Origin of the sequence: Streptomyces sp. NPDC101160 (assembly GCF_044768205.1) — a bacterium.
Lineage (GTDB): Bacteria > Actinomycetota > Actinomycetes > Streptomycetales > Streptomycetaceae > Streptomyces.
On sequence record NZ_JBIWPJ010000006.1, the window covers coordinates 630,416 to 650,082 of the forward strand.

Consider the following 19,667-nt stretch of genomic DNA (forward strand, 5'->3'; position numbering starts at 1 on the left):
TCCGGAAGGTTTCGCATTTCGCATGTCCATTTTCAGTTCTGATAACACCGTCCTGCCCGAGAACGACGCGATCGACGCGGTCGTCGAGACGGCCGAGGCCGTAGTGGCCGCCGACGCCATCGAGGCTCTCGACGCCGTCGAGACCGTCGAGATCGAGGCCGAGCTCGACGCCGACGCCGAGGACGAGCTCGACGCCGAGGACGAGACCCCGTCGATCACCTTCGGCGACCTGGGCCTCCCCGAGGGCATCGTGCGCAAGCTCGCCCAGAACGGTGTGACCACCCCCTTCCCGATCCAGGCGGCGACCATCCCGGACGCCCTGGCCGGCAAGGACATCCTCGGCCGCGGCCGTACCGGCTCCGGCAAGACCCTCTCCTTCGGCCTGCCGCTGCTCGCCACCCTGGCGGACGGCCGCACCGAGAAGAAGAAGCCCCGCGGAGTCATCCTCACCCCGACCCGTGAGCTCGCGATGCAGGTCGCGGACGCCCTCCAGCCGTACGGCGACGTGCTCGGCCTCAAGATGAAGGTCGTCTGCGGCGGTACGTCCATGGGCAACCAGATCTACGCCCTGGAGCGCGGCGTCGACATCCTCGTCGCCACCCCGGGCCGACTGCGCGACATCATCAACCGCGGCGCCTGCTCCCTGGAGCAGGTCCAGGTCGCCGTCCTCGACGAGGCCGACCAGATGGCCGACCTGGGCTTCCTGCCCGAGGTCACCGAGCTGCTCGACCAGGTCCCCACCGGCGGCCAGCGCCTTCTCTTCTCCGCCACGCTGGAGAACGAGATCGACACCCTCGTGAAGCGCTACCTGGTCGACCCGGTCACCCACGAGGTCGACCCGTCCGCCGGCGCCGTCACGACGATGACCCACCACGTCCTGGTCGTGAAGCCGAAGGACAAGGCGCCGGTCACCGCCGCCATCGCCGCGCGCAAGGGCCGCACGATCATCTTCGTCCGCACCCAGCTGGGCGCCGACCGCATCGCCGAGCAGCTGCGCGAGTCCGGCGTGAAGGCCGACGCGCTGCACGGCGGCATGACCCAGGGCGCCCGTACGCGCACCCTGGCCGACTTCAAGGACGGCTACGTCAACGCGCTCGTCGCGACCGACGTCGCCGCCCGAGGCATCCACGTCGACGGCATCGACCTGGTCCTGAACGTGGACCCGGCCGGCGACCACAAGGACTACCTGCACCGCTCGGGCCGTACCGCCCGCGCCGGCCGCTCCGGTGTCGTGGTCTCCCTGGCCCTGCCGCACCAGCGCCGCCAGATCTTCCGCCTGATGGAGGACGCGGGCGTCGACGCCTCGCGCCACATCGTCGGCGGTGCCGGCGCCTTCGACCCGGAGGTCGCCGAGATCACCGGCGCCCGTTCGCTGACCGAGGTCCAGGCCGACTCCGCGACCAACTCCGCCAAGCAGGCCGAGCGCGAGGTCGCCGACCTCACCCGCCAGCTGGAGCGCCTGCAGCGCCGCGCCGTCGAGCTCCGCGAGGAGGCCGACCGCCTCGTCGCCCGCGCCGCCCGCGAGCGCGGCGAGGACCCGGACGCCGCCGTCGCGGAGGCCGCCCAGGCCGCCGAGGCCGAGCTGGCCGCCGCCGCTGCCGCCGCCGAGGCCCAGGCCCGCCGCGACGCCGAGCGCCGCGAGCAGCGCCGCGAGCGCGACGAGCGCCGTGACGACCGCGACGGCGACCGTGGTGGCGACCGTGGTGGCTTCCGCCGTGACAACGACCGTGGCGGCTTCCGTCGCGACGACCGCCGGGACGGCGACCGCGGTGGCTTCCGTCGCGACAACGACCGCCCGTCGTTCAACCGCGACCGTGACAACGACCGTGGCGGCTTCCGTCGCGACGACCGTCGTGACGGCGACCGCGGTGGCTTCCGCCGTGACAACGACCGCCCGTCGTTCAACCGCGACCGTGACAACGACCGCGGGGGCTTCCGTCGTGACAACGACCGTCCGTCGTTCAACCGCGACCGTCGTGACAACGACCGTCCGTCGTTCAACCGCGACCGTGACAACGACCGTGGCGGCTTCCGCCGTGACGACCGTCGTGACAACGACCGTCCGTCGTTCAACCGCGACCGTGACAACGACCGCGGTGGCTTCCGCCGTGACGACCGCCCGGCCGGCGGCCACGGCGGCGGCCACGCCGGTCACCGCGGCAGCGACCGCCCGTTCAACCGCGACCGCCGCGACGACCGCCCGTTCAACCGGGACCGCCGCGACGACCGCCCGGGCTTCCGCCGCGACAACGACCGCCCGTCGTTCAACCGCGACGACCACCGTCGCGACGACCGCGGCGGCTTCCGCCGCGACGACAAGCCGCGCTGGAAGCGCAACGGCTGACGCGCCGTGAGGCCATAGGCCGGTAACTCGTCAACAGGGCCCCTGCCCGCACGACAGTGCAGGCAGGGGCCCTGTCGCATGCCGTACACGTACGGAATCACCGCACGACCGGGGTGGCACGGCCAATACCCGATCGGTTCCGGGGAGGTCTCGGGCTATGCTGCTCGGGTGTGCTTGTCCACGGGCCGTTAGCTCAATTGGCAGAGCAGTGGACTTTTAATCCATTGGTTGTGGGTTCGAGTCCCACACGGCCTACCAGGAAGCGCCCCGTCCGGTTTCGACCGGACGGGGCGTTTTTCGTGGAGCGGGTGGCAGGTGGAGGGTCGGGGCGCATAGCGTCCTGGGCATGACGACGCGAGCCCGGGCCGTGCAGGATCAGGTCGTCGTCGTTCCGCGGCAGCGGCGGAGAAGCGGGTGGGCGGGCGTCGCACGGGGGCGGGGTGTCGCGTCGGCGGTGCTGTGCTTCGTGGTGTGCTGTGGGCTCGGGCTGCAGTCATGGGCGGCGCTGCGGGTGACCGGATTCGATCTGGGGATTTTCGACCAGGCGGTGCGGGCGTACGCGCAGTTCGCGCCGCCGAGGTCGGCGATAAAGAGCGTCCACCATGAATTCCCCCCGGATTTCACGCTCCTGGGCGACCACTTCACGCCACTCCTGGCGCTGCTCGCGCCCCTCTACTGGCTGTGGGACGACCCGCGCACGCTGATCCTCGCGCAGGCCGCGCTGTTCGCCGCCGGCGTGCCCGTGATGCGCCGGATCGCCCGTCACTGCTTCCCCGACCGCGCGGTCGTGGCCGACGTCGCCGGGCTCGGGTACGCGATCGGCTGGCCGCTGCTCGACTCCGCGTACACCGGCTTCCACGAGGTCGCCTTCGCCGTCCCGCTCACGCTCCTGATGCTGGAGCGCGGCATGGCCCGCCGCTACGGCACGGCGGCGCTGTGGGCGGCCCTGCTGTGCCTGGTGAAGGAGGACATGGGGCTGGTGGCCGGGGCGTTCGGGCTGCTGCTCCTCGTCCGCGCCCGCCGCGAGCCCTCGGCGCGGGACCGGCGGGCCGGGCGGGTCGCGGGGCTCGGGCTGCTCCTCGGCGGGCCGCTGGTCGTCGCGGTCGTGGTCGGCTGGTTCCTGCCCGCGATGGGCAGCCCGCCCGGCTACTACTGGAGTTACGGGCGGATCGGTGTCGACGGCGGCGCGGCCCTGGCCCGGGTGCTCACCGAGCCGTGGGTGGTGCCGTGGGTCGCCGTCACGCCGCCGGTCAAACTCGTCCTGCCGCTGTGGGTGCTCGGCACCCTCGCGTTCCTGCCGCTCGGCTCGGCGACCACGCTCCTCGCGCTCCCGCTGCTCGCCGAACGGCTGCTCTCCGACAACGGCAACCACTGGACGGTCGTCAACCACTACGACGCCTTCCTGTGGCCGATCCTGCTCACGGCCGCCCTGGAGACCCTCGCCCGCCTCCGCAGGCCGTACCGGAAGCGGCTGGGCATCGCCGCGCTCGCGCTCAGCACCGGCGCCGCCTTCTCCCTCGGCCTCGGGCTGCTCGTCAATCCCGGCTCCTGGCAGCCCCGCCCCGACAAGCGCGCCCTCGCTCACGCCGCCGAACTCATCCCGGACGGCGCCACCGTGGAGGCCGACAACGCCGTGGCCCCGCGGCTGACCCGCCGTACCTCCGTCGTCCTCGCCGACGGGACCCCGCGAGGCGCGGACTGGGTGCTGCTCGGCGTGCACGGCCGGACCTTCCCCTTCCACTCGGTGGAGGAGCAGCAGGCGCGGGTCCGGATGCTCCTCGACCACGGGTACGTGGAGGTGTGGCACCGGGACGGCGTGGTGCTGCTGCACCGTGCCGAGACCCGGCCGATCCCCGGCATGCGGGTGCCGGGCCTGGGCAGCACGCCGGTCCGCGAGCGGGTGCCGGCCGACGTCGGGCACAACCCCTTCGGGCGGTGAGGCGGCCCCTTGGGTGGTGAGGCGACCTCTTAGGGTGGTGAGGCGGCCCCTTGGGTGGTGAGGCGACCTCTTAGGGTGGTGAGGCGGCCCGTCGTGCGGTGAGGCGATCCCTTCGGCCGGTGAGGCGCGGCGCCGGCCCGCACGCACTCAGTGGACGCCGAGCGCCGCCAGCCGCTCCCCGTCCGCCACGATGTTGATCTCGGTGATCCGGCCCTCGACGACCGTGAACACCATGAGGCCCAGCGGCGCGCCGTTCACGAGCGACAGCACACCCGCCGAGCCGTTGACCCTGACCCGCCGCCCGTCGTGGCGGAACTTCGCGAAGGTGAGCGCCTGCGCCGCGACCGTCTCGGCACCCCGCACCAGCTTCGACGCGGCCGCCGTGAGTACGCCGCCGTCCACGCGCAGCAGCACGTCCGGGTCGAGGACCGCGAGCAGCCCCGCGAAGTCGCCGCCCTGGGACGCCGCCAGGAACGCGTCGACGACCTCCCGTTGGCGCGCCGGGTCCGGCTCCGGGGCCGGCCCGGCGCCCTGGACCCGGCGCCGGGCCCGGCTGGCGAGCTGGCGGGTGGCGGCCGGGGTCCGGTCCACGATGTCCGCGATCTCGTCGAAGGAGACCGCGAACATGTCGTGCAGCACGAACGCCAGCCGCTCCGCCGGCGCCAGCGTCTCCAGGACGACGAGCAGCGCGAGCCCGACCTCGTCCGCGAGCAGCGCCTCGCGCTCGGGATCGGCGGCGCCCTCCTCCCGTACGACCGGGTCGGGGACGTACGTGTCGAGCGGGTCCTCGCGGCGCGCGGCGCGGGACCGCAGCAGGTCCAGGCAGACCCGGCCGACGACCGTGGTCAGCCAGCCGCTCAGGTTCCGCACGTCGCTGACGTCGGAGCGGCTCAGCTTGAGCCACGCCTCCTGGACGGCGTCCTCCGCCTCGCTCAGCGAGCCGAGCATCCGGTAGGCCACGGCCCGCAGATGCCCGCGGTCGGCCTCGAAGCGTTCGGCGAGTACGTCGCTGTCCATCGGTTCCATCGGTACTTCTTCCCCTTCGCGTCCGGTCGCACCGACATGACGGACGGCGGCCGGGGAATGTGACGCGTTCCGGTGCGTGAGATTCGCGGCGATCGCCGAGAGACGCCCGGGAATCCCCGGCAGAACCCCCCGACCGCCGTGGATCACCCCTTCAGCGTGGTGATCATCATCCCTAGATTGATCACCATGACGACGACAACGAACCAGGTCAACGCCGTTCTCCGCACTCCGCCGGCCTCCCCGGCCGCCGCTGCCGCCTACTTCTCGGCCAGCCTCGCCTTCCACGCCGACGTCTCCGACGTCGCCTCCGCGCTCGCGTCCGCCGCCGACGGCGGAGTCGACCCCGGCTTCGTCGTGCTCGACTCCCGCAGCACCGCCTCCTGGGACCAGGGCCACGTCCCCGGTGCCGTCCACCTGCCGACCGCGCTCATCCCCGAGCAGGCCGAGCAGCTCCTCGACAAGAACGTCCCGGTCGTCACGTACTGCTGGGGTCCCGGCTGCAACGGCGGCACGCGCGCCGCGCTCGCCCTCGCCGAGCTGGGCTTCCAGGTCAAGGAGATGCTGGGCGGCTTCGAGTACTGGGTGCGCGAGGGCTTCGCGTACGAGACCTGGGAGGGGCCCGCGCAGAAGGCCGCCGACCCGCTGACGGCCCCGGTCGACGCGGACGACTGCGGCTGCTGAGCCGGCCCGGACGGATCCCGGACGGGTCTCGCACGGAAATGGATTTCCGAGCATGGGCATCCATGCCGTAAGGTGGTGTTCACCGACGCGGGGTGGAGCAGCTCGGTAGCTCGCTGGGCTCATAACCCAGAGGTCGCAGGTTCAAATCCTGTCCCCGCTACTCAGTAGCACGAAGGCCCGGATCCGATGAGGATCCGGGCCTTTGTCGTATTTCCGCGCCTTGTGCCCTTGCCGCGTCTCGCTTGACCTTTACGTAACGTCAAGATCTAGCGTTCCCGTCATGGAGTGGTCGATCCAGGAGATCGCCAGAAAGGCCGGCACCACCAGCCGCACCCTTCGCCACTACGGCGAGTTCGGGCTGCTGGAGCCGAGCCGGATCGGCGCGAACGGTTACCGGTACTACGACCAGGCGGCGCTCGTCCGGCTGCAGCGGATCCTGCTGCTGCGCGAGCTCGGGCTCTCCCTGCCCGCCATCGCCGAGGTCCTCGAAGGCCAGCGGGACACCTCGGCCGCCCTGCGCACGCATCTGGCCCTCCTGGAACAGGAGCGCGAGCGCATCGGGCGGCAGATCGAGGCCGTGCGCACCACTCTCCACAAGACCGAGACGGGAGAGGAACTGATGGCGGAGGAGATGTTCGACGGCTTCGACCACACGCGGTACGAGGCCGAGGTCACCGAGCGCTGGGGCCGCGAGGCGTACCAGAAGGGCGACCGCTGGTGGCGCTCGCTCAGCGAGGCGGAGAAGAAGGCGTTCCAGGACGAGCAGGCCGGCATCGCCCGCGACTTCGGCGCCGCGGCCCTGCAGGGCCTCGCGCCCGACAGCGACGAGGTGCAGGCGATCGCGCGGCGGCAGTACGACTGGCTGTCGGCGGCGCCGACCGGGCCCGCGCCGACGAAGGAGTACGTGATCGGGCTCGGCCGGATGTACGTGGACGACCCGCGCTTCACGAAGAACTACGACAAGCACGGGGAGGGCACGGCGGTGCTCGTACGCGACGCGATGGCCGTGTTCGCGGAGCGGAACCTGTAGGGGGCGGGATCCTGGATCCGGGGTCCGAGGGCCGGGATCCGAGGGCTTGGATCCAGGATCCGGTGTCCGAGGGCTTGGATCCAGGATCCGGGGTCCAAGGGCCTGGATCCGAGAGCCGGGATCCAAGGGCCCGGATCCGAAATCCCGGATCCGAAATCCCGGATCCGAAATCCCGGATCCGAGATCCCGGATCCGGGATCAGATAAACGGTGGCCAAAACCGCGCCTGTCCTTTTGCGCGGCCCCCTCGCGCCCCGTAACCTCACGCGCACCATGAGTGACCACAGCGTGACCCGATTGCGCAGGGCAGGACGGCGGGCGCCCGCCGTCCTGCTCCTGTTCGCGCTCGTCGCGCTCATCGCCGGGGTCTGCCACGGCGCCCACGGCCACGCCCTGCCCCTTGCCACCGGAACCACCGGCACCAGCCTCACCGCGCCGCTTCCGGCGCACGGCTGCGAGCGGTCCGGCGAGGGCTGGTCGTTCGACGCGCATCTGCCCGCGCAGGCCACGGGGACGCAGTTCTCCGCGCCCGCCGCCGGCGGCGCCGTCCTCGTCCCGCACGACGAGGTCTTCCCCGAGCACCCGCACGCGCGCTGCGTCCGCAGCAGGGCGGGGCCCGGCCCGGAGCCGGGCAGTCTGCTCGTCGCCCTCGGAGTGAACCGGAACTGAGCCGGGTCCCGTACGCCGCCGCGTACACGCACACGACCCCGGCTCCTTCCGTATGCCCGCACACCGCGCACACCGCGCACGTCTCGCACGCCGCGCACGCGGGCGCAATCACTCCAAGGGACGCGAACCCTCATGACACACCCCGCCAACCTCCTCTCCGTCGCCGAGCAGACCGTCGGCAACACCCCCGTGCTGTGGATGGACGACGGCTACTGGGCCAAGCTCGAAGGCTTCAACTTCGGCGGCATCAAGGACCGCGCCGCGCTCTACATGGTCGAGCAGGCCCGCCGCCGCGGTGAGCTGCGGCCGGGCGCCCCGATCGTCGAGTCCACCTCCGGCACCCTGGGTCTGGGCCTGGCGCTCGCCGGGATCCTGCACGGGCACCCGGTGCACGTCGTCACCGACCCCGGTCTGGAGCCGATCGTCGAGCGGATGCTCGTCGCGCACGGCGCCCGGGTCCACGTCGTGCCCGAGCCGTCGCCGACCGGCGGCTGGCAGCAGGCCCGGATGGACCGGGTCGCCGAGCTGCTGCTCGCCCTCCCCGGGGCGTGGTGGCCGAACCAGTACGGGAACCCCGACAACCAGCAGGCGTACGGCGGGCTCGCCGCCGAGCTGTCCGAGCAGCTGGACCGGATCGACGTGCTGGTCTGCGCGGTCGGCACCGGCGGCCACTCGGCCGGCGTCTCCCGCGCGCTGCGCGCCACCAGCAGCCCCGCGCTCGAACTCGTCGGCGTCGACTCGGTCGACTCCACCGTCTTCGGCCTCCCGGCAGGCCCGCGCCTGATGCGCGGCCTCGGCTCCTCCATCCACCCGGCCAACGTCGACCACGCCGCCTTCGACGAGGTCCACTGGGTGGCGCCGGCGGACGCGGTACGGGCCGCGCGCCGGCTCGCCGCCCGGCAGTTCGCGACCGGCGGCTGGAGCGTGGGCGCGGTCGCGCTGGTCGCGGGCTGGCTGGCCCGGACCCGGCCGCGCGGCACCCGGATCGCGGCCGTCTTCCCCGACGGGCCGCAGCGCTACTTCGACACCGTCTTCAACGACGAGTACTGCGCGGCGCACGGGCTGCTCGACGGTCCCGTACGGGAGGAGCCGGAGGCGTACGCGGAGGGCGAGCCGGTCACCGGCTGGACCCGCCGGGTGCTGACGCGCGAGGAGCCGGTCCGTTGAGCACGACCACCCTGGGGCGCCGGGCCGGGATCTGGAGGCAGAGCCGCAGCTTCGACCCGGCCGTGCGGCTGCTCTTCCTCAACCAGCTCACCATCAACCTCGGCTTCTACATGCTGATGCCGTATCTGGCGGCCCATCTGGCCGACGGCCTCGGCATGGCGGCCTGGGCGGTCGGGCTCGTGCTCGGCGCGCGGAACCTGTCGCAGCAGGGCATGTTCCTGGTCGGCGGCGCGCTCGCCGACCGGCTCGGCTTCAAGCCGCTGATCGTCGCCGGGTGCGCGCTGCGGACGGTCGGCTTCGGGGCGCTCGCGTTCGCGCAGTCGCTGGCGTGGCTGATCGCCGCCTCGCTCGCGACGGGCCTGGCGGGCGCGCTGTTCAACCCGGCCGTGCGGGCGTATCTGGCGGCGGAGGCGGGCGAGGAGCGGCGCGTGCAGGCGTTCGCGCTGTTCAACGCGTACTACCAGGCGGGCATCCTGCTCGGGCCGCTCGTCGGGGTGGCGCTGACCGGGGTGTCGTTCCGGCTGACGTGCGTGGTGGCGGCGGTGCTGTTCGCCGGCCTCACCCTCGTACAGCTGCGGCATCTGCCCGTACGGCGCAAGGGGGATGGGGCGGCTGCGGCGGCCGAGGCTGCGGGGGTCGCGGGGGCCGTGGACGGGGGAGGGGCGCGGGGGCAGTTCCGGTCGGTGCTCGGGAACCGCACCTTCTGGCTGTTCTCGCTGGCCATGACCGGCTCGTACGTGCTGTCGTTCCAGGTCTATCTGGCGCTGCCGCTCGCGGCGGACGGCACGGCGGCGACCACGGCCCTGTTCGTGGTGTCGGCGCTGGTCGCGCTGGCCGGGCAGCTGCGGATCACCGCCTGGTGCAAGGCGCGGCTCTCGCGCGAGCGGTGCCTGGTGCTCGGTCTTGCGCTGATGGGAGCGGCGTTCCTGGTGCCGGCGGCGCTCGGGCGCCCGGTGCCGGCGCTGCTGCTGTGCGCGGCGGTCCTGGCGGTGGCGAACGCGGTGCTCTACCCGTACGAGATGGACACGGTCGTCGCCCTGTCCCGGGGGCGCTGGGTGGCCACCCACTACGGGCTCTACAACACCGTGTGCGGGGTCGGCATCACGCTCGGGAACCTGGGCACGGGTGCCCTGCTCGACGTGACCGGCTGGTCGGCGGCGCCCTGGCTGGTGCTGTGCGCGGTCGGGCTCGGCTGCGCGGCGGCCATGGCGGCGCTCGCGCGGAGCGGGCGGCTCGCCGTAAGCCAACCGGCCGAGGAGGAGTCGCCGAGCCGCGCGGACTGACCGCACCCTGGGGAGGGCGCGGTACCGTCCGCCGCCCGGGACCGGGACCAGGGAGCACAGGGTGGCGCGAGCGGCGGTGCGGCGCGGGCGGGGGGAGGCCCCCAGGGGCGACCCCGACGCGTACCGGGGCGCCCGGCGGTTCCTCCGGGCGCTGCCGCCGCTGCTGATCGTGGGCGGGGTGCTCTACGACCTGGCGACCCCGCCCACCTACACGGCGGTGCCGCTGTTCTCGGCGGCGCCGCTGATCGCCGCGCCCTTCTTCTCGACCCTGACGACGCTGCTCACCGGCATCGCCGCCGTGCTCGCGAGCATCGGCCTGCACTTCTACAACCGGACCGCCGACTCGATCCCCTCGCTCACGGAGACGCTGACCGTCGTGACGGTCGCGGCGCTCGGCCTGCTGATCAACCGGGTGGTGCGGCGCAGCGGCGAACGGCTCGCCTCGGCGCGGGAGATCGCGGAGACCGCGCAGAAGGCGGTGCTCCCGGCGCCCGCCGAGCGGATCGGCGGGCTGCGGATCGCGGCCCGGTACGAGGCGGCGCGGGCGGACGCGTTCATCGGCGGCGACCTCTTCGCGGTGCAGGACACCCCGCACGGGGTACGGCTCGTGGTCGGCGACGTGCGCGGCAAGGGACTCGACGCGGTGGAGGCCGTCGCGGTCGTCATCGGTGCCTTCCGGGAGGCGGCCGAGCAGGAGTCGAGCCTGGAGGGGGTCGCGGCGCGGCTCGAACGGGCGCTGGCCCGGGAGGGCACGCGGCGGGAGGGCCTCGACGCCTTCGAGGGCTTCACGACGGCGGTCCTGGCCGAGATCCCGCGTTCGTCGCGGAGCGGGGACCGGCTCGTACGGGTGGTGAACCGCGGCCATCCCGAGCCGCTGCTGCTGTACGAGGACGGGGGCGTGACGCCGCTGCTGCCGAGCGAGGCGGCGCTGCCGCTGGGGATGGGGGACCTCGGGATGTGGCCGGACCGGGCCGACGAGTCGCCGTTCCCGCCGGGCGCGACGCTGCTGTTCTACACGGACGGCCTGTCGGAGGCGCGGGACCCGGCCGGGGTCTTCTACGACCCGAGGGCGCGGCTCGCGGGGCGGATCTTCCCGGGGCCGGAGGAGCTGCTCGACGCGCTGGTGGCGGACGTGCGCCGGCACACGGGCGGGGGCTCGACGGACGACATGGCGCTGCTCGCGGTGAGCCGGCCGGCGGTGGGGCAGCCGGAGCGGCGGCGGACGATGCCGGTGGTGCCGCCGGCGGGTCCTCGGGTGGGTCCTGGGGTGGGTTCTCGGGTGGTACCGCCGGGCGTGCCGCCCGGGCCGCCGTCAGGGGGCGCGGAGGGCGCATGACGGGCTGTAGTCGACAGGTCTCCCTCCGATAACAATTGACGTAACGTCAGATTCGCGTAGTGATCCCGGTCGCTTCTGAAGGGGGCTCAACTCGGGCGATTCCCTCTCAATTCAGTGAATGATCAAGAGGGACAGCTTGGAATCGGGTGCCCGTGTCTATTAACGTTCGATAACGCAGCGCGGTCGTCCCAGCCGTCGCAAGAGGCGGCACCGTGCGCACGCGCCGAATCCCGCAAGGGAACCGGGGAACCACCACTTGGGGTGAATCGGGCCCCGCCGCACCCGTGCGGCACGTCCGTAGGAGACCTTCCTGCTCCGAACCCGTCAGCTAACCCGGTAGGCGAGAAGGAAGGAAAGGAGAGCGCCTCCGTGGCCTCCAACACCCCCGCTCCGCATACCCCCTTCGCCTCCTACGACGCCCCCGGCGCGGGCGGCACGGACGGGGCGGCCGAGGAGTGGAACCCCACCGAGGACTCCCTGCGCGCCCAGAACCGTTCCGGCGGGCGCCACCGCGTGGTCAAGCAGCGCTCCAACTTCGCCCGCTCCTCCACCGTTCTCGGCGTCGGCGTCATCGCCGCCGTCGGCGCCGGCGGTCTGGCCACCGCCCAGCAGAAGCCGCCGGTCTCGATCGCCCTGCCGGACCTGCCGGACGTCGACCTGCCCGACGCGAGCGAACTCCCGGGCGTCGGCCAGCTGATCGGCCACGACGACCACAACGACTCCGCCGGCAACGGCAACACCCAGCCGCTCACCGCCCTCACCTACACCACCGCCGAGGACGAGACCGCCGGCGCCACGACGCAGACGTCGGCCGACGCCGGTGAGGCCCTGCGCGCCCGCATCCTCCAGCAGGCCGAGCAGCAGCAGGCCGCCGCCGACGCCGCCGAGAAGGCGACGGCGGAGAAGGCAGCCGCCGAGAAGGCGGCCGCGGAGGCCTCGGCCAAGGCCGACGCGGCGGAGAAGGCGGCCGCCGAGGCGAAGAAGAAGGCGGAGGAGGAGGCCGCGGCGAAGGCCGAGGCCGAGCGCCTGGCCAAGCTCGCCGCCGGCTACTCCCTGCCGACCTCCTCGTACACGATCACCTCCACCTACGGCGAGGCCGGCTCGATGTGGTCGTCCGGCTACCACACCGGCCTGGACTTCGCGGCTCCCACCGGCACCCCGGTCAAGGCCGTCCACAGCGGCACCGTGAAGTCGGCCGGCTGGTCCGGCTCCTACGGCTACCGGATCGTCCTGGAGCTGGAGGACGGCACCGAGGTCTGGTACTGCCACCTCTCCTCCATGACGGTCGCCGTCGGCCAGTCCGTCTCCACCGCCGACACCATCGGCCGCGTCGGCGCCACCGGCAACGTCACCGGCCCCCACCTCCACCTGGAGATCCACACCGCCTCCGGCGACCGCATGGACCCGGGCGCCTGGCTGCGCTCCAAGGGCCTCGACTACTGAGCCGGTCCTTCAGGGCCGGATGGTGCGGAGAGCCGGCCGGCGTTCAGGACCGGCCGCGCTCTGGACCGGCCGCGCTCTGGACCGGCCGCGCTCTGGACCGGCCGCGCTCTGGGCCGGCCGTGCTCAGGGCCGGCCGGCCGGAATAGGGCCGGCGGCGCAGGGGGTTGACCACCTCATGACCTCTCTTCGCCAGCTGGGCTCTTCCGACCTGCACGTCTTCCCGCTCGCTCTCGGCGGCAACGTCTTCGGCTGGAGCGCCGACGAGGCGCAGTCCTTCGCCGTCCTCGACGCCTACGCCGCCGCCGGCGGCAACTTCGTCGACACCGCCGACGTCTACTCGGAGTGGGTCCCGGGCCACGAGGGCGGCGAGTCCGAGACGCTCATCGGCCGCTGGCTCGCCTCCCGCGGCAACCGCTCCGACATCCTCGTCGCCACCAAGGTCGGCGCCCACTCCCGCTTCAAGGGCCTGAGCGCTCCCACCATCAAGGCCGGCGCCGAGGAGTCGCTGCGCCGCCTCGGCACCGACTACATCGACCTCTACTACACGCACTTCGACGACGAGTCCGTGCCGGTCGAGGAGATCGTCACCGCCCTCGACCAGCTGGTGAAGGACGGCAAGGTGCGGGCCGTCGCCGCCTCCAACATCTCCCCGGAGCGGCTGCGCGCCTCCCTCGACTTCGCCGAGGCCGAGGGCCTCGCCCGCTATGTCGCCCTCCAGCCGCACTACAACCTGGTCTCCCGCGAGACCTACGAGGGCCCGCTCCTGGAGACCGCCGAGCAGGCCGGGCTCGCGGCCGTCCCGTACTTCGGTCTCGCGGCCGGCTTCCTCACCGGCAAGTACCGCCCCGGCGTCGAGGTCTCCAGCGTCCGGGCCGCCGGCGCGGCCAAGCACCTGGACACCGAGCGCGGCCGGAAGGTGCTCGCCGCCCTCGACGCCGTCGCCGAGGCCCACGAGGCCGAGCTCGCCTCGGTCGCCCTCGCCTGGCTGGCCACGCAGCCGACCGTCGTCGCCCCGATCGCCTCGGCCCGCACGGTCGAGCAGCTCCCGGCGCTCATCGCCGCCACCGAGCTGAAGCTGACGGACGCCGAGCTGGCCGCCCTCACCGAGGCGTCCGCGCTGTAGGCGTCGGCTCCCTAGCTCCGGTACGGGTTGTAGCCGCCGTAGTCCAGGTACTGCGGCGGCGCCCACACCCGGCCGGTCGCCCGGGCCGCGTACGAGAGCGCGGGCGAGGCGACCGCCCGGCGCTGCCACAGGTGGTGCAGCAACTCCTGCTCGCGGGCCGCGAAGTCCGGCACGGCCTGGCCGCGCCGGGCCCGGTACCGCAGGAACGCCAGGGTCGTCGCGAACGCCTCGTACTCGCCGACGGCCTGCCCGGCCTGCTTGCCGTGGCTGCGGGTGGCGAAGCCGCGGGCCATCGAGCGGGCCCGCATGGAGGAGAGCGCGAGCGGTTCGTCGGGGGCGAGCCAGCCGGCCGAGGCATAGGCCGGCAGCTCGCCGGATATCGTGCGCAGCTCCTTCTGCCGGCTCCATATCGCGAGCCAGGTCAGCAGGGCGAAGACCGGGACCATGAACATCCCGTAGACCAGCACGAACGCCAGCGGGTGGAAGCTCGCCGAACCGTTCCACAGCGCGTGCATGCTCATGGCCAGGAGCAGTCCGGCCAGCGGCAGCAGCACCAGGCGGGTGCGGCGGGCCCGGGCGGTGGCCGGTACCAGGGCCGCGAAGCCGAGGCCGAGCCCGGTGAGCGAGGTGAACAGCGGGTGCGCGAACGGGGACATGATCACCCGGACGAAGAACGTGCCTATGGTGACCGAGCCGACCCCGGCGGAACCGAACTCCTGGTCCTCGCCGAACGCGTTGCCGAGATAGAGGATGTTCTCGGTGAAGGCGAAGCCGGTGGCGGTGAACCCGGCGTAGACGAGGCCGTCGACCGGGCCCGTGAAGTCTCTGCGGCGGAAGAGGAAGAGCAGCAGCACGGCGGCGCCCTTCGCGGTCTCCTCCACGACGGGGGCGACGGCGGTCGCGCCGAGCTTGTCGGCCGAGCCGGGGTCGGCGGTGGCGCTGCTGATCCACTCCACGGCGAAGGAGTTGGCGAAGATCGCCACCAGGGTGGAGGCGAACGCGCCCCACGCGAGCGCGAACAGCAGGTTCTTCCAGGGCGCCGGCTCGACCCGGTCGAGCCAGCGGAACGCGGACATGAGCAGCGGCACCGGCAGCACGGCGAGGCCGAGGCCGACGAGGAAGCCGGTGGTGCCGGTCTCCTCCCGCACCAGCGCGAGGATCACCAGGGCGCACAGCGCGAGCGCGGTGATCAGCGCGACGGCCCGGACCAGCCGGCTGCGCCAGAACGCCTTGCGCGGCTTGTAGCGCCACTTGGCGCGCTCCGGCACGGCGGCGAAGTCCGGCTGCTCACCGCTCTCCAGTGCGGGCACGGGAGCGGGGGCCGGCGCGACCGCGGTGGCGGGTCCGGTGGCGGGTCCGATGATCGGGTTCGATGACACGGAACGACACTAACCAGCGCCACCGACAGTGGGCGAGAGGGTTCTCGAAGCCTGTGGAAAACCCGACTTGAACCGGACCTGACCGGCTCCGATCGGGCTCGGACCGGGCTCGGAACCCGCCCGGACCCGTCAGACCCTGTGGAAAAGCAGGTCGTGGACGACGTGGCCCTTGTCCAGGCCCTGCCCCTCGAAGCGGGTCAGCGGCCGGAAGCCGGGCCGGGGCGCGTAACCGCCGTCGGCCTGGGTGTTCGCGAAGTCGGGGTGCGCGCCGAGCACCTCCAGCATCTGCTCCGCGTACGGCTCCCAGTCCGTGGCGCAGTGCAGCAGCCCGCCCTTCTTCAGCCGGGGGGCGAGCAGGGTGAGGAAGTCGGGCTGGATCAGCCGGCGCTTGTGGTGGCGCTTCTTCGGCCACGGGTCCGGGAAGTAGACGCGGCAGCCGTTGAGGGACTCCAGCGGCAGCATCTCGCGCAGCAGGATGATCGCGTCGCCGTTGGCGACCCGCACGTTGGTGAGCCCGCCGCGGTCGGCGAGTCCGAGCAGATTGCCCTGGCCGGGGGTGTGCACGTCCACGGCGAGGATGCCGGTGCCGGGGTCGGCGGCGGCCATCTGCGCGGTGGCCTCACCCATGCCGAAGCCGATCTCCAGGACGACCGGAAGCCCGCCGAACATCTCGTCCAGGTCGAGCTTGCGCGAGCCGTCGATGTCGAGCCCCCAGTCCGGCCAGCGCTTCAGCATGGCCTCGGCCTGCCCGGCCGTGACACGGCTGCGGCGCGGCTGGAAGCTGCGGATCCGCCGCTCGAAGTGCGAGCCCGCCGGATCGGGCGCGGGCCCCTCACCCGGCGCGAACATCCGGCTGCCCCGGCGCGCGACGGGCTGCTCGACGGAGATGGTGTGGGTGTTCTCAGGCTGCTCAGACACAATGCCCCGATTCTACGGGGCGCCGTGCCGAACGTGTCGGGCCCGAGCGGCCGGCGAGATCGACGGGGCCGGCCGGATCCGGCCTTGAGCTGGGCCAGGGCCCAGGCCCGCGACCTGGCGGCGCGGCGCCCTGGCTGGGTCAGGGGCCAAGGCTCGCCACCTCGCGGCGGCGGCCCAGAGCTGGGCCAGAGCCCAGGCCCGCGACCTCGCGGCGGCGGCCTACAGCTGGGCCAGTGCCCGGCTCGCCACCTCGCGTCCGATCGGCAGCGAGGCCGTCGCCGCCGGCGAGGGCGCGTTGAGGACGTGCACCGTCCGCTCGGCCTCGCGGATCAGGAAGTCGTCCACGAGCGTCCCGTCCTTCAGCACCGCCTGCGCCCGCACGCCCGGCTTCGCCCGCCGCAGGTCGCGCTCCTCGACGAGCGGCAGCATCCGCCGCACGGCCTCGGTGAAGGCGCGCTTGGACAGCGAGCGGTGCAGCTCGCCCGCCCCGTACCGCCAGTGCTGCCGCGCTATCGCCCAGCTGCCGGGCCAGGCGAGGGTGCCCGCCAGGTCGCGCGGGCGGACGACCGACCAGCCGTATCCCTCGCGGGCGAGCGCCGGGACCGCATTCGGCCCGACGTGCACGCCGCCGTCGATGCCCCGGGTGAGATGGACGCCGAGGAACGGGAAGGCCGGGTCCGGCACCGGATAGACCAGGCCGCGGACCAGGGACGGGTCGGCCAGCTCGTAGTACTCCCCGCGGAAGGGGACGATCCGCATCTCCGGGTCGTCGCCCGCGAGCCGGGCCACCCGGTCGCAGTGCAGCCCCGCGCAGTTCACCAGGACCCGCCCGCGCACCACGCGCCCGGCACCCGTGCGCACCGCCACGCCCCAGGGCCGCCGGTCGATCGCGGTGACCGCCGAGCCGTACAGGATGGTCGCCCCGGAGGCCTCGGCGAGCTTGGCCGCCACCTGCCCGTAGTCGACGATCCCGGTCGTGCCCACGTGGATCGCGGCCACGCCGCGCACCCGCGGCTCGTACTCGCTGATCTGCGCCGGGCCCAGCTCGCGCACCGGGATCCCGTTCTCCCTGCCGCGCTGCACGAGGGCGTGCAGCCGGGGCAGCTCCTCGCGGTCGGTCGCGACGATCAGCTTGCCGGTGACCTCGTGGGCGATGCCGTACTCCGCGCAGAACTTGACCATCTCGGCCGCGCCCTTGACCGCGAAGCGGGCCTTCAGGGAGCCCGGCTTGTAGTAGATCCCGCTGTGGATCACGCCGCTGTTCCGCCCGGTCTGGTGGCGCGCCGGGGCGTGCTCCTTCTCCAGGACCGTGACCCGGGTGCCCGGCGCGGCACGCGTGATCGCGTACGCCGTCGACAGACCGACGATTCCGCCGCCGATCACCAGCACGTCACAGTCAAAGCGGTCCGACACGGACACCAGCGCCACCTCCCACCCCTGATAGTGCACTGGCCCACTGACAACCGGGCTAAACCGCTCACCGAGTGGGACGCGCGTCACGCCCCGTCATCGCGCGCGCCAGGACGGTCACCGGCCCCGTCATGCCGGGGCCACGAGCAGCGGCCGGGCCCGTTCCCGCAGCTCCATGACGCGCGGCTCGTCGCCGTACGGTTCGAGCCGGTGGAGCAGGTCCCGTACGTACTCGGTGGTCCGGGCCGAGGAGATCCGCCCGGCCACCTCGACCGCACGGGTGCCGGCGGCGCAGGCCGCGTCCAGGTTGCCCGACTCCAGCTCGGCGACCGCCGACACCACGAGCCGCAGCCCGTGCGAGCGGACGTACTCCTCGGTGGGCCGGGACAGCGCCTGCTCCGTGAAGCGGCGCACCTGCCGGGGCAGCTTCAGGTCGCGGTAGCACTCGGCGGCGTCGGCGCAGAACCGGTCGTACGAGTAGAAGCCCAGCCAGCTCGGGTCGGCGTCGCCGTCCCGGGACCGCTCCAGCCAGCCCTCGGCGGCCTTGAGCGAGGCGGCGGCGGCCGCCTGGTCGCCGGCCTTGGCGTGCGCCCGGGCCTCGACGAGCCGGAAGAAGGACATGGTGCGGGCGGTGGCCAGGCCCCGGTTGCGCTCCAGGGCGGCCTGGGCGAGGTCGACGCCCTCGTCGGCGAAGCCCCGGTAGGTCGCCTGGAGCGACATGGAGGCGAGGACATAGCCGCCGAGCGGTACGTCGGCGGCGGCGCGGGCGAGCCGCAGCGCCTGGATGTAGTAGCGCTGGGCGGCCTCCTGCTGGCCGGTGTCGAAGGCCATCCAGCCGGCCAGCCGGGTCAGCTCGGCGGTCGCGCCGAACAGGGCGCGGCCGACCTCGTCCGAGTAGGAGCCGAGCAGCAGCGGCGCGGCGTCGACCCGTAAGCACTCGGGAACCATCGAGGAGCGCCAGTCGCCGCCGCCGTACTTGGAGTCCCAGCGGCGGGCGTCCTCGGCGGCCTCGCGCAGTTTGGCGACGTCGCTGTGCCCCACGCGCGCGTGCTCGACCATTTCCCCGGCTGCGGTGCCCACCGTCCCCGGCGCCGCGGGGCCCGGGGCGAGCCGCTCCACCGACGGGTCGGCCGGGGTGATCAGCCAGCGCGAGGCCGGCGTCGCGTAGGCGCTGACCGCGAAGGAGCCGGCGAGCGACTGCCAGATGCCGCCGCCGCCCCGCCGACCGGCGAGATCCAGCCGGTACAGCTCGGTGGCCGAGCGGACCGCCTCGCCGACGTCGCGCGGGAAGGCGAGCCCCACCTCGGGCGCCGGGTCGGCGTCGGCGAGCCCGATCTCGTGCAGCGGCACGGGCCGGCCCAGCTTCTGGCCGATGGCGGCGGCTATCAGATGCGGGGCGGCGCCCTGCGGCACCATGCCCTTGGACACCCAGCGGGCCACCGACGTCTTGTCGTAACGAAGCGTCAGTCCCCGCTGCGCGCCGAGGTCGTTGACGCGCCGGGCGAGCCCGGCATTGCTGATTCCCGCGAGGGCGAGAACCGTGCCGAGCTTTTCGTTCGGCCCGCGTTGCTCCCTGGACATGACGCCACCCCTCGACACGACACCCGGAACCCGGACGGCCGCCGCGACGCCGGGCACAACGCCGGGCATAGGCGTGCGGCATTCGTAAGCACAGCGTAGTTCGCCGGATCCCGACCGTTAAGGGGCGGTGTTCCGTATGGCGAGATTGTTGTGGGATGGGAGGAGTGGGCGGCGGGCCGCCGCCGGTCGTGCTCCGGCCGTGTGGCCGTGCGCCCGCCCGTGCGCTCTCGCCGGGGCGGTGGGGGAGCGCTTCCATGAGTGCTGCGTGGGTCGGCCCACTTGGCCGAGGACCGATGTCCGGGTCCGGTGGGCTGGGGGACACCGTCGCCCCATTCCCCG

Annotated in this window: 15 protein-coding genes, 2 tRNA genes and 1 riboswitch; of the genes, 12 read left to right on the top strand and 5 right to left on the bottom strand. The window is 73.2% G+C overall.

What is annotated here, in order from left to right; translation table 11 throughout:
• The first annotated feature begins 22 nt into the window (after positions 1–22).
• The 3 genes from ACIRSU_RS22420 (at position 23) to ACIRSU_RS22430 (ending at position 4,283) form a co-directional block, all read left to right on the top strand.
• Positions 23–2,344 carry a DEAD/DEAH box helicase gene (locus tag ACIRSU_RS22420; protein ID WP_403794800.1) on the top strand — a complete coding sequence of 774 codons (2,322 nt, stop codon included), beginning with the start codon at positions 23–25 and terminating at the stop codon, positions 2,342–2,344.
• Between the two features lie 182 nt (positions 2,345–2,526).
• Positions 2,527–2,602 (top strand) — tRNA-Lys (locus ACIRSU_RS22425).
• Positions 2,603–2,690: 88 nt separating this feature from the next.
• A complete protein-coding gene (locus tag ACIRSU_RS22430; protein WP_403794803.1) occupies positions 2,691–4,283 on the top strand; it encodes a DUF2079 domain-containing protein in 1,593 nt (530 codons plus the stop codon).
• A 147-nt stretch (positions 4,284–4,430) separates the two neighbouring features.
• Here ACIRSU_RS22430 and sigJ read toward each other — a convergent pair whose 3' ends face one another.
• Entirely contained in the window at positions 4,431–5,309 is an 879-nt protein-coding gene (gene sigJ / locus ACIRSU_RS22435; protein WP_403794806.1) for an RNA polymerase sigma factor SigJ, read from the bottom strand.
• A 186-nt stretch (positions 5,310–5,495) separates the two neighbouring features.
• On the opposite strand from sigJ, the gene ACIRSU_RS22440 reads away from it, so the two are divergent.
• The 9 genes from ACIRSU_RS22440 (at position 5,496) to ACIRSU_RS22480 (ending at position 14,040) form a co-directional block, all read left to right on the top strand.
• The gene (locus ACIRSU_RS22440; protein WP_403794809.1) at positions 5,496–5,990 is read left to right on the top strand and encodes a rhodanese-like domain-containing protein; all 495 of its coding nucleotides are present in this window, start codon (positions 5,496–5,498) and stop codon (positions 5,988–5,990) included.
• An 86-nt stretch (positions 5,991–6,076) separates the two neighbouring features.
• A tRNA-Met gene (locus tag ACIRSU_RS22445) sits at positions 6,077–6,150 on the top strand.
• 120 nt (positions 6,151–6,270) lie between these two features.
• Positions 6,271–7,020, top strand: a complete 750-nt coding sequence (locus ACIRSU_RS22450; protein ID WP_403794812.1) for a MerR family transcriptional regulator — start codon at positions 6,271–6,273, stop codon at positions 7,018–7,020.
• Between the two features lie 272 nt (positions 7,021–7,292).
• Positions 7,293–7,688 (top strand): hypothetical protein, encoded by a 396-nt coding sequence (locus tag ACIRSU_RS22455; protein ID WP_403794815.1) that lies wholly within the window; start codon positions 7,293–7,295, stop codon positions 7,686–7,688.
• A 132-nt stretch (positions 7,689–7,820) separates the two neighbouring features.
• Complete coding sequence (locus ACIRSU_RS22460) at positions 7,821–8,855, top strand: PLP-dependent cysteine synthase family protein (RefSeq protein WP_403794818.1); 1,035 nt, start codon at positions 7,821–7,823, stop codon at positions 8,853–8,855.
• Positions 8,852–10,138, top strand: coding sequence for an MFS transporter (locus tag ACIRSU_RS22465; RefSeq protein WP_403794821.1), 1,287 nt, complete (start codon positions 8,852–8,854; stop codon positions 10,136–10,138). Before ACIRSU_RS22460 ends, ACIRSU_RS22465 begins: the two co-directional genes overlap by 4 nt.
• A gap of 76 nt (positions 10,139–10,214) precedes the next feature.
• Positions 10,215–11,474, top strand: coding sequence for a PP2C family protein-serine/threonine phosphatase (locus ACIRSU_RS22470; RefSeq protein ID WP_403794968.1), 1,260 nt, complete (start codon positions 10,215–10,217; stop codon positions 11,472–11,474).
• 211 nt (positions 11,475–11,685) lie between these two features.
• Positions 11,686–11,832, top strand: a riboswitch (cyclic di-AMP (ydaO/yuaA leader).
• A gap of 11 nt (positions 11,833–11,843) precedes the next feature.
• Positions 11,844–12,917, top strand: coding sequence for a M23 family metallopeptidase (locus ACIRSU_RS22475; protein ID WP_403794823.1), 1,074 nt, complete (start codon positions 11,844–11,846; stop codon positions 12,915–12,917).
• A gap of 175 nt (positions 12,918–13,092) precedes the next feature.
• Positions 13,093–14,040 carry an aldo/keto reductase gene (locus ACIRSU_RS22480; RefSeq protein ID WP_403794827.1) on the top strand — a complete coding sequence of 316 codons (948 nt, stop codon included), beginning with the start codon at positions 13,093–13,095 and terminating at the stop codon, positions 14,038–14,040.
• 11 nt (positions 14,041–14,051) lie between these two features.
• Here ACIRSU_RS22480 and ACIRSU_RS22485 read toward each other — a convergent pair whose 3' ends face one another.
• The 4 genes from ACIRSU_RS22485 to ACIRSU_RS22500 form a co-directional block, all read right to left on the bottom strand.
• Positions 14,052–15,350 (bottom strand): PrsW family intramembrane metalloprotease, encoded by a 1,299-nt coding sequence (locus tag ACIRSU_RS22485; RefSeq protein WP_403794971.1) that lies wholly within the window; start codon positions 15,348–15,350, stop codon positions 14,052–14,054.
• A gap of 198 nt (positions 15,351–15,548) precedes the next feature.
• The gene (trmB, locus tag ACIRSU_RS22490) at positions 15,549–16,268 is read right to left on the bottom strand and encodes a tRNA (guanosine(46)-N7)-methyltransferase TrmB (protein WP_403794973.1); all 720 of its coding nucleotides are present in this window, start codon (positions 16,266–16,268) and stop codon (positions 15,549–15,551) included.
• A gap of 288 nt (positions 16,269–16,556) precedes the next feature.
• The gene (gene lhgO, locus ACIRSU_RS22495; protein WP_403794829.1) at positions 16,557–17,750 is read right to left on the bottom strand and encodes an L-2-hydroxyglutarate oxidase; all 1,194 of its coding nucleotides are present in this window, start codon (positions 17,748–17,750) and stop codon (positions 16,557–16,559) included.
• A 126-nt stretch (positions 17,751–17,876) separates the two neighbouring features.
• Positions 17,877–19,328, bottom strand: a complete 1,452-nt coding sequence (locus ACIRSU_RS22500; RefSeq protein WP_403794831.1) for an MFS transporter — start codon at positions 19,326–19,328, stop codon at positions 17,877–17,879.
• Positions 19,329–19,667: the final 339 nt, after the last annotated feature.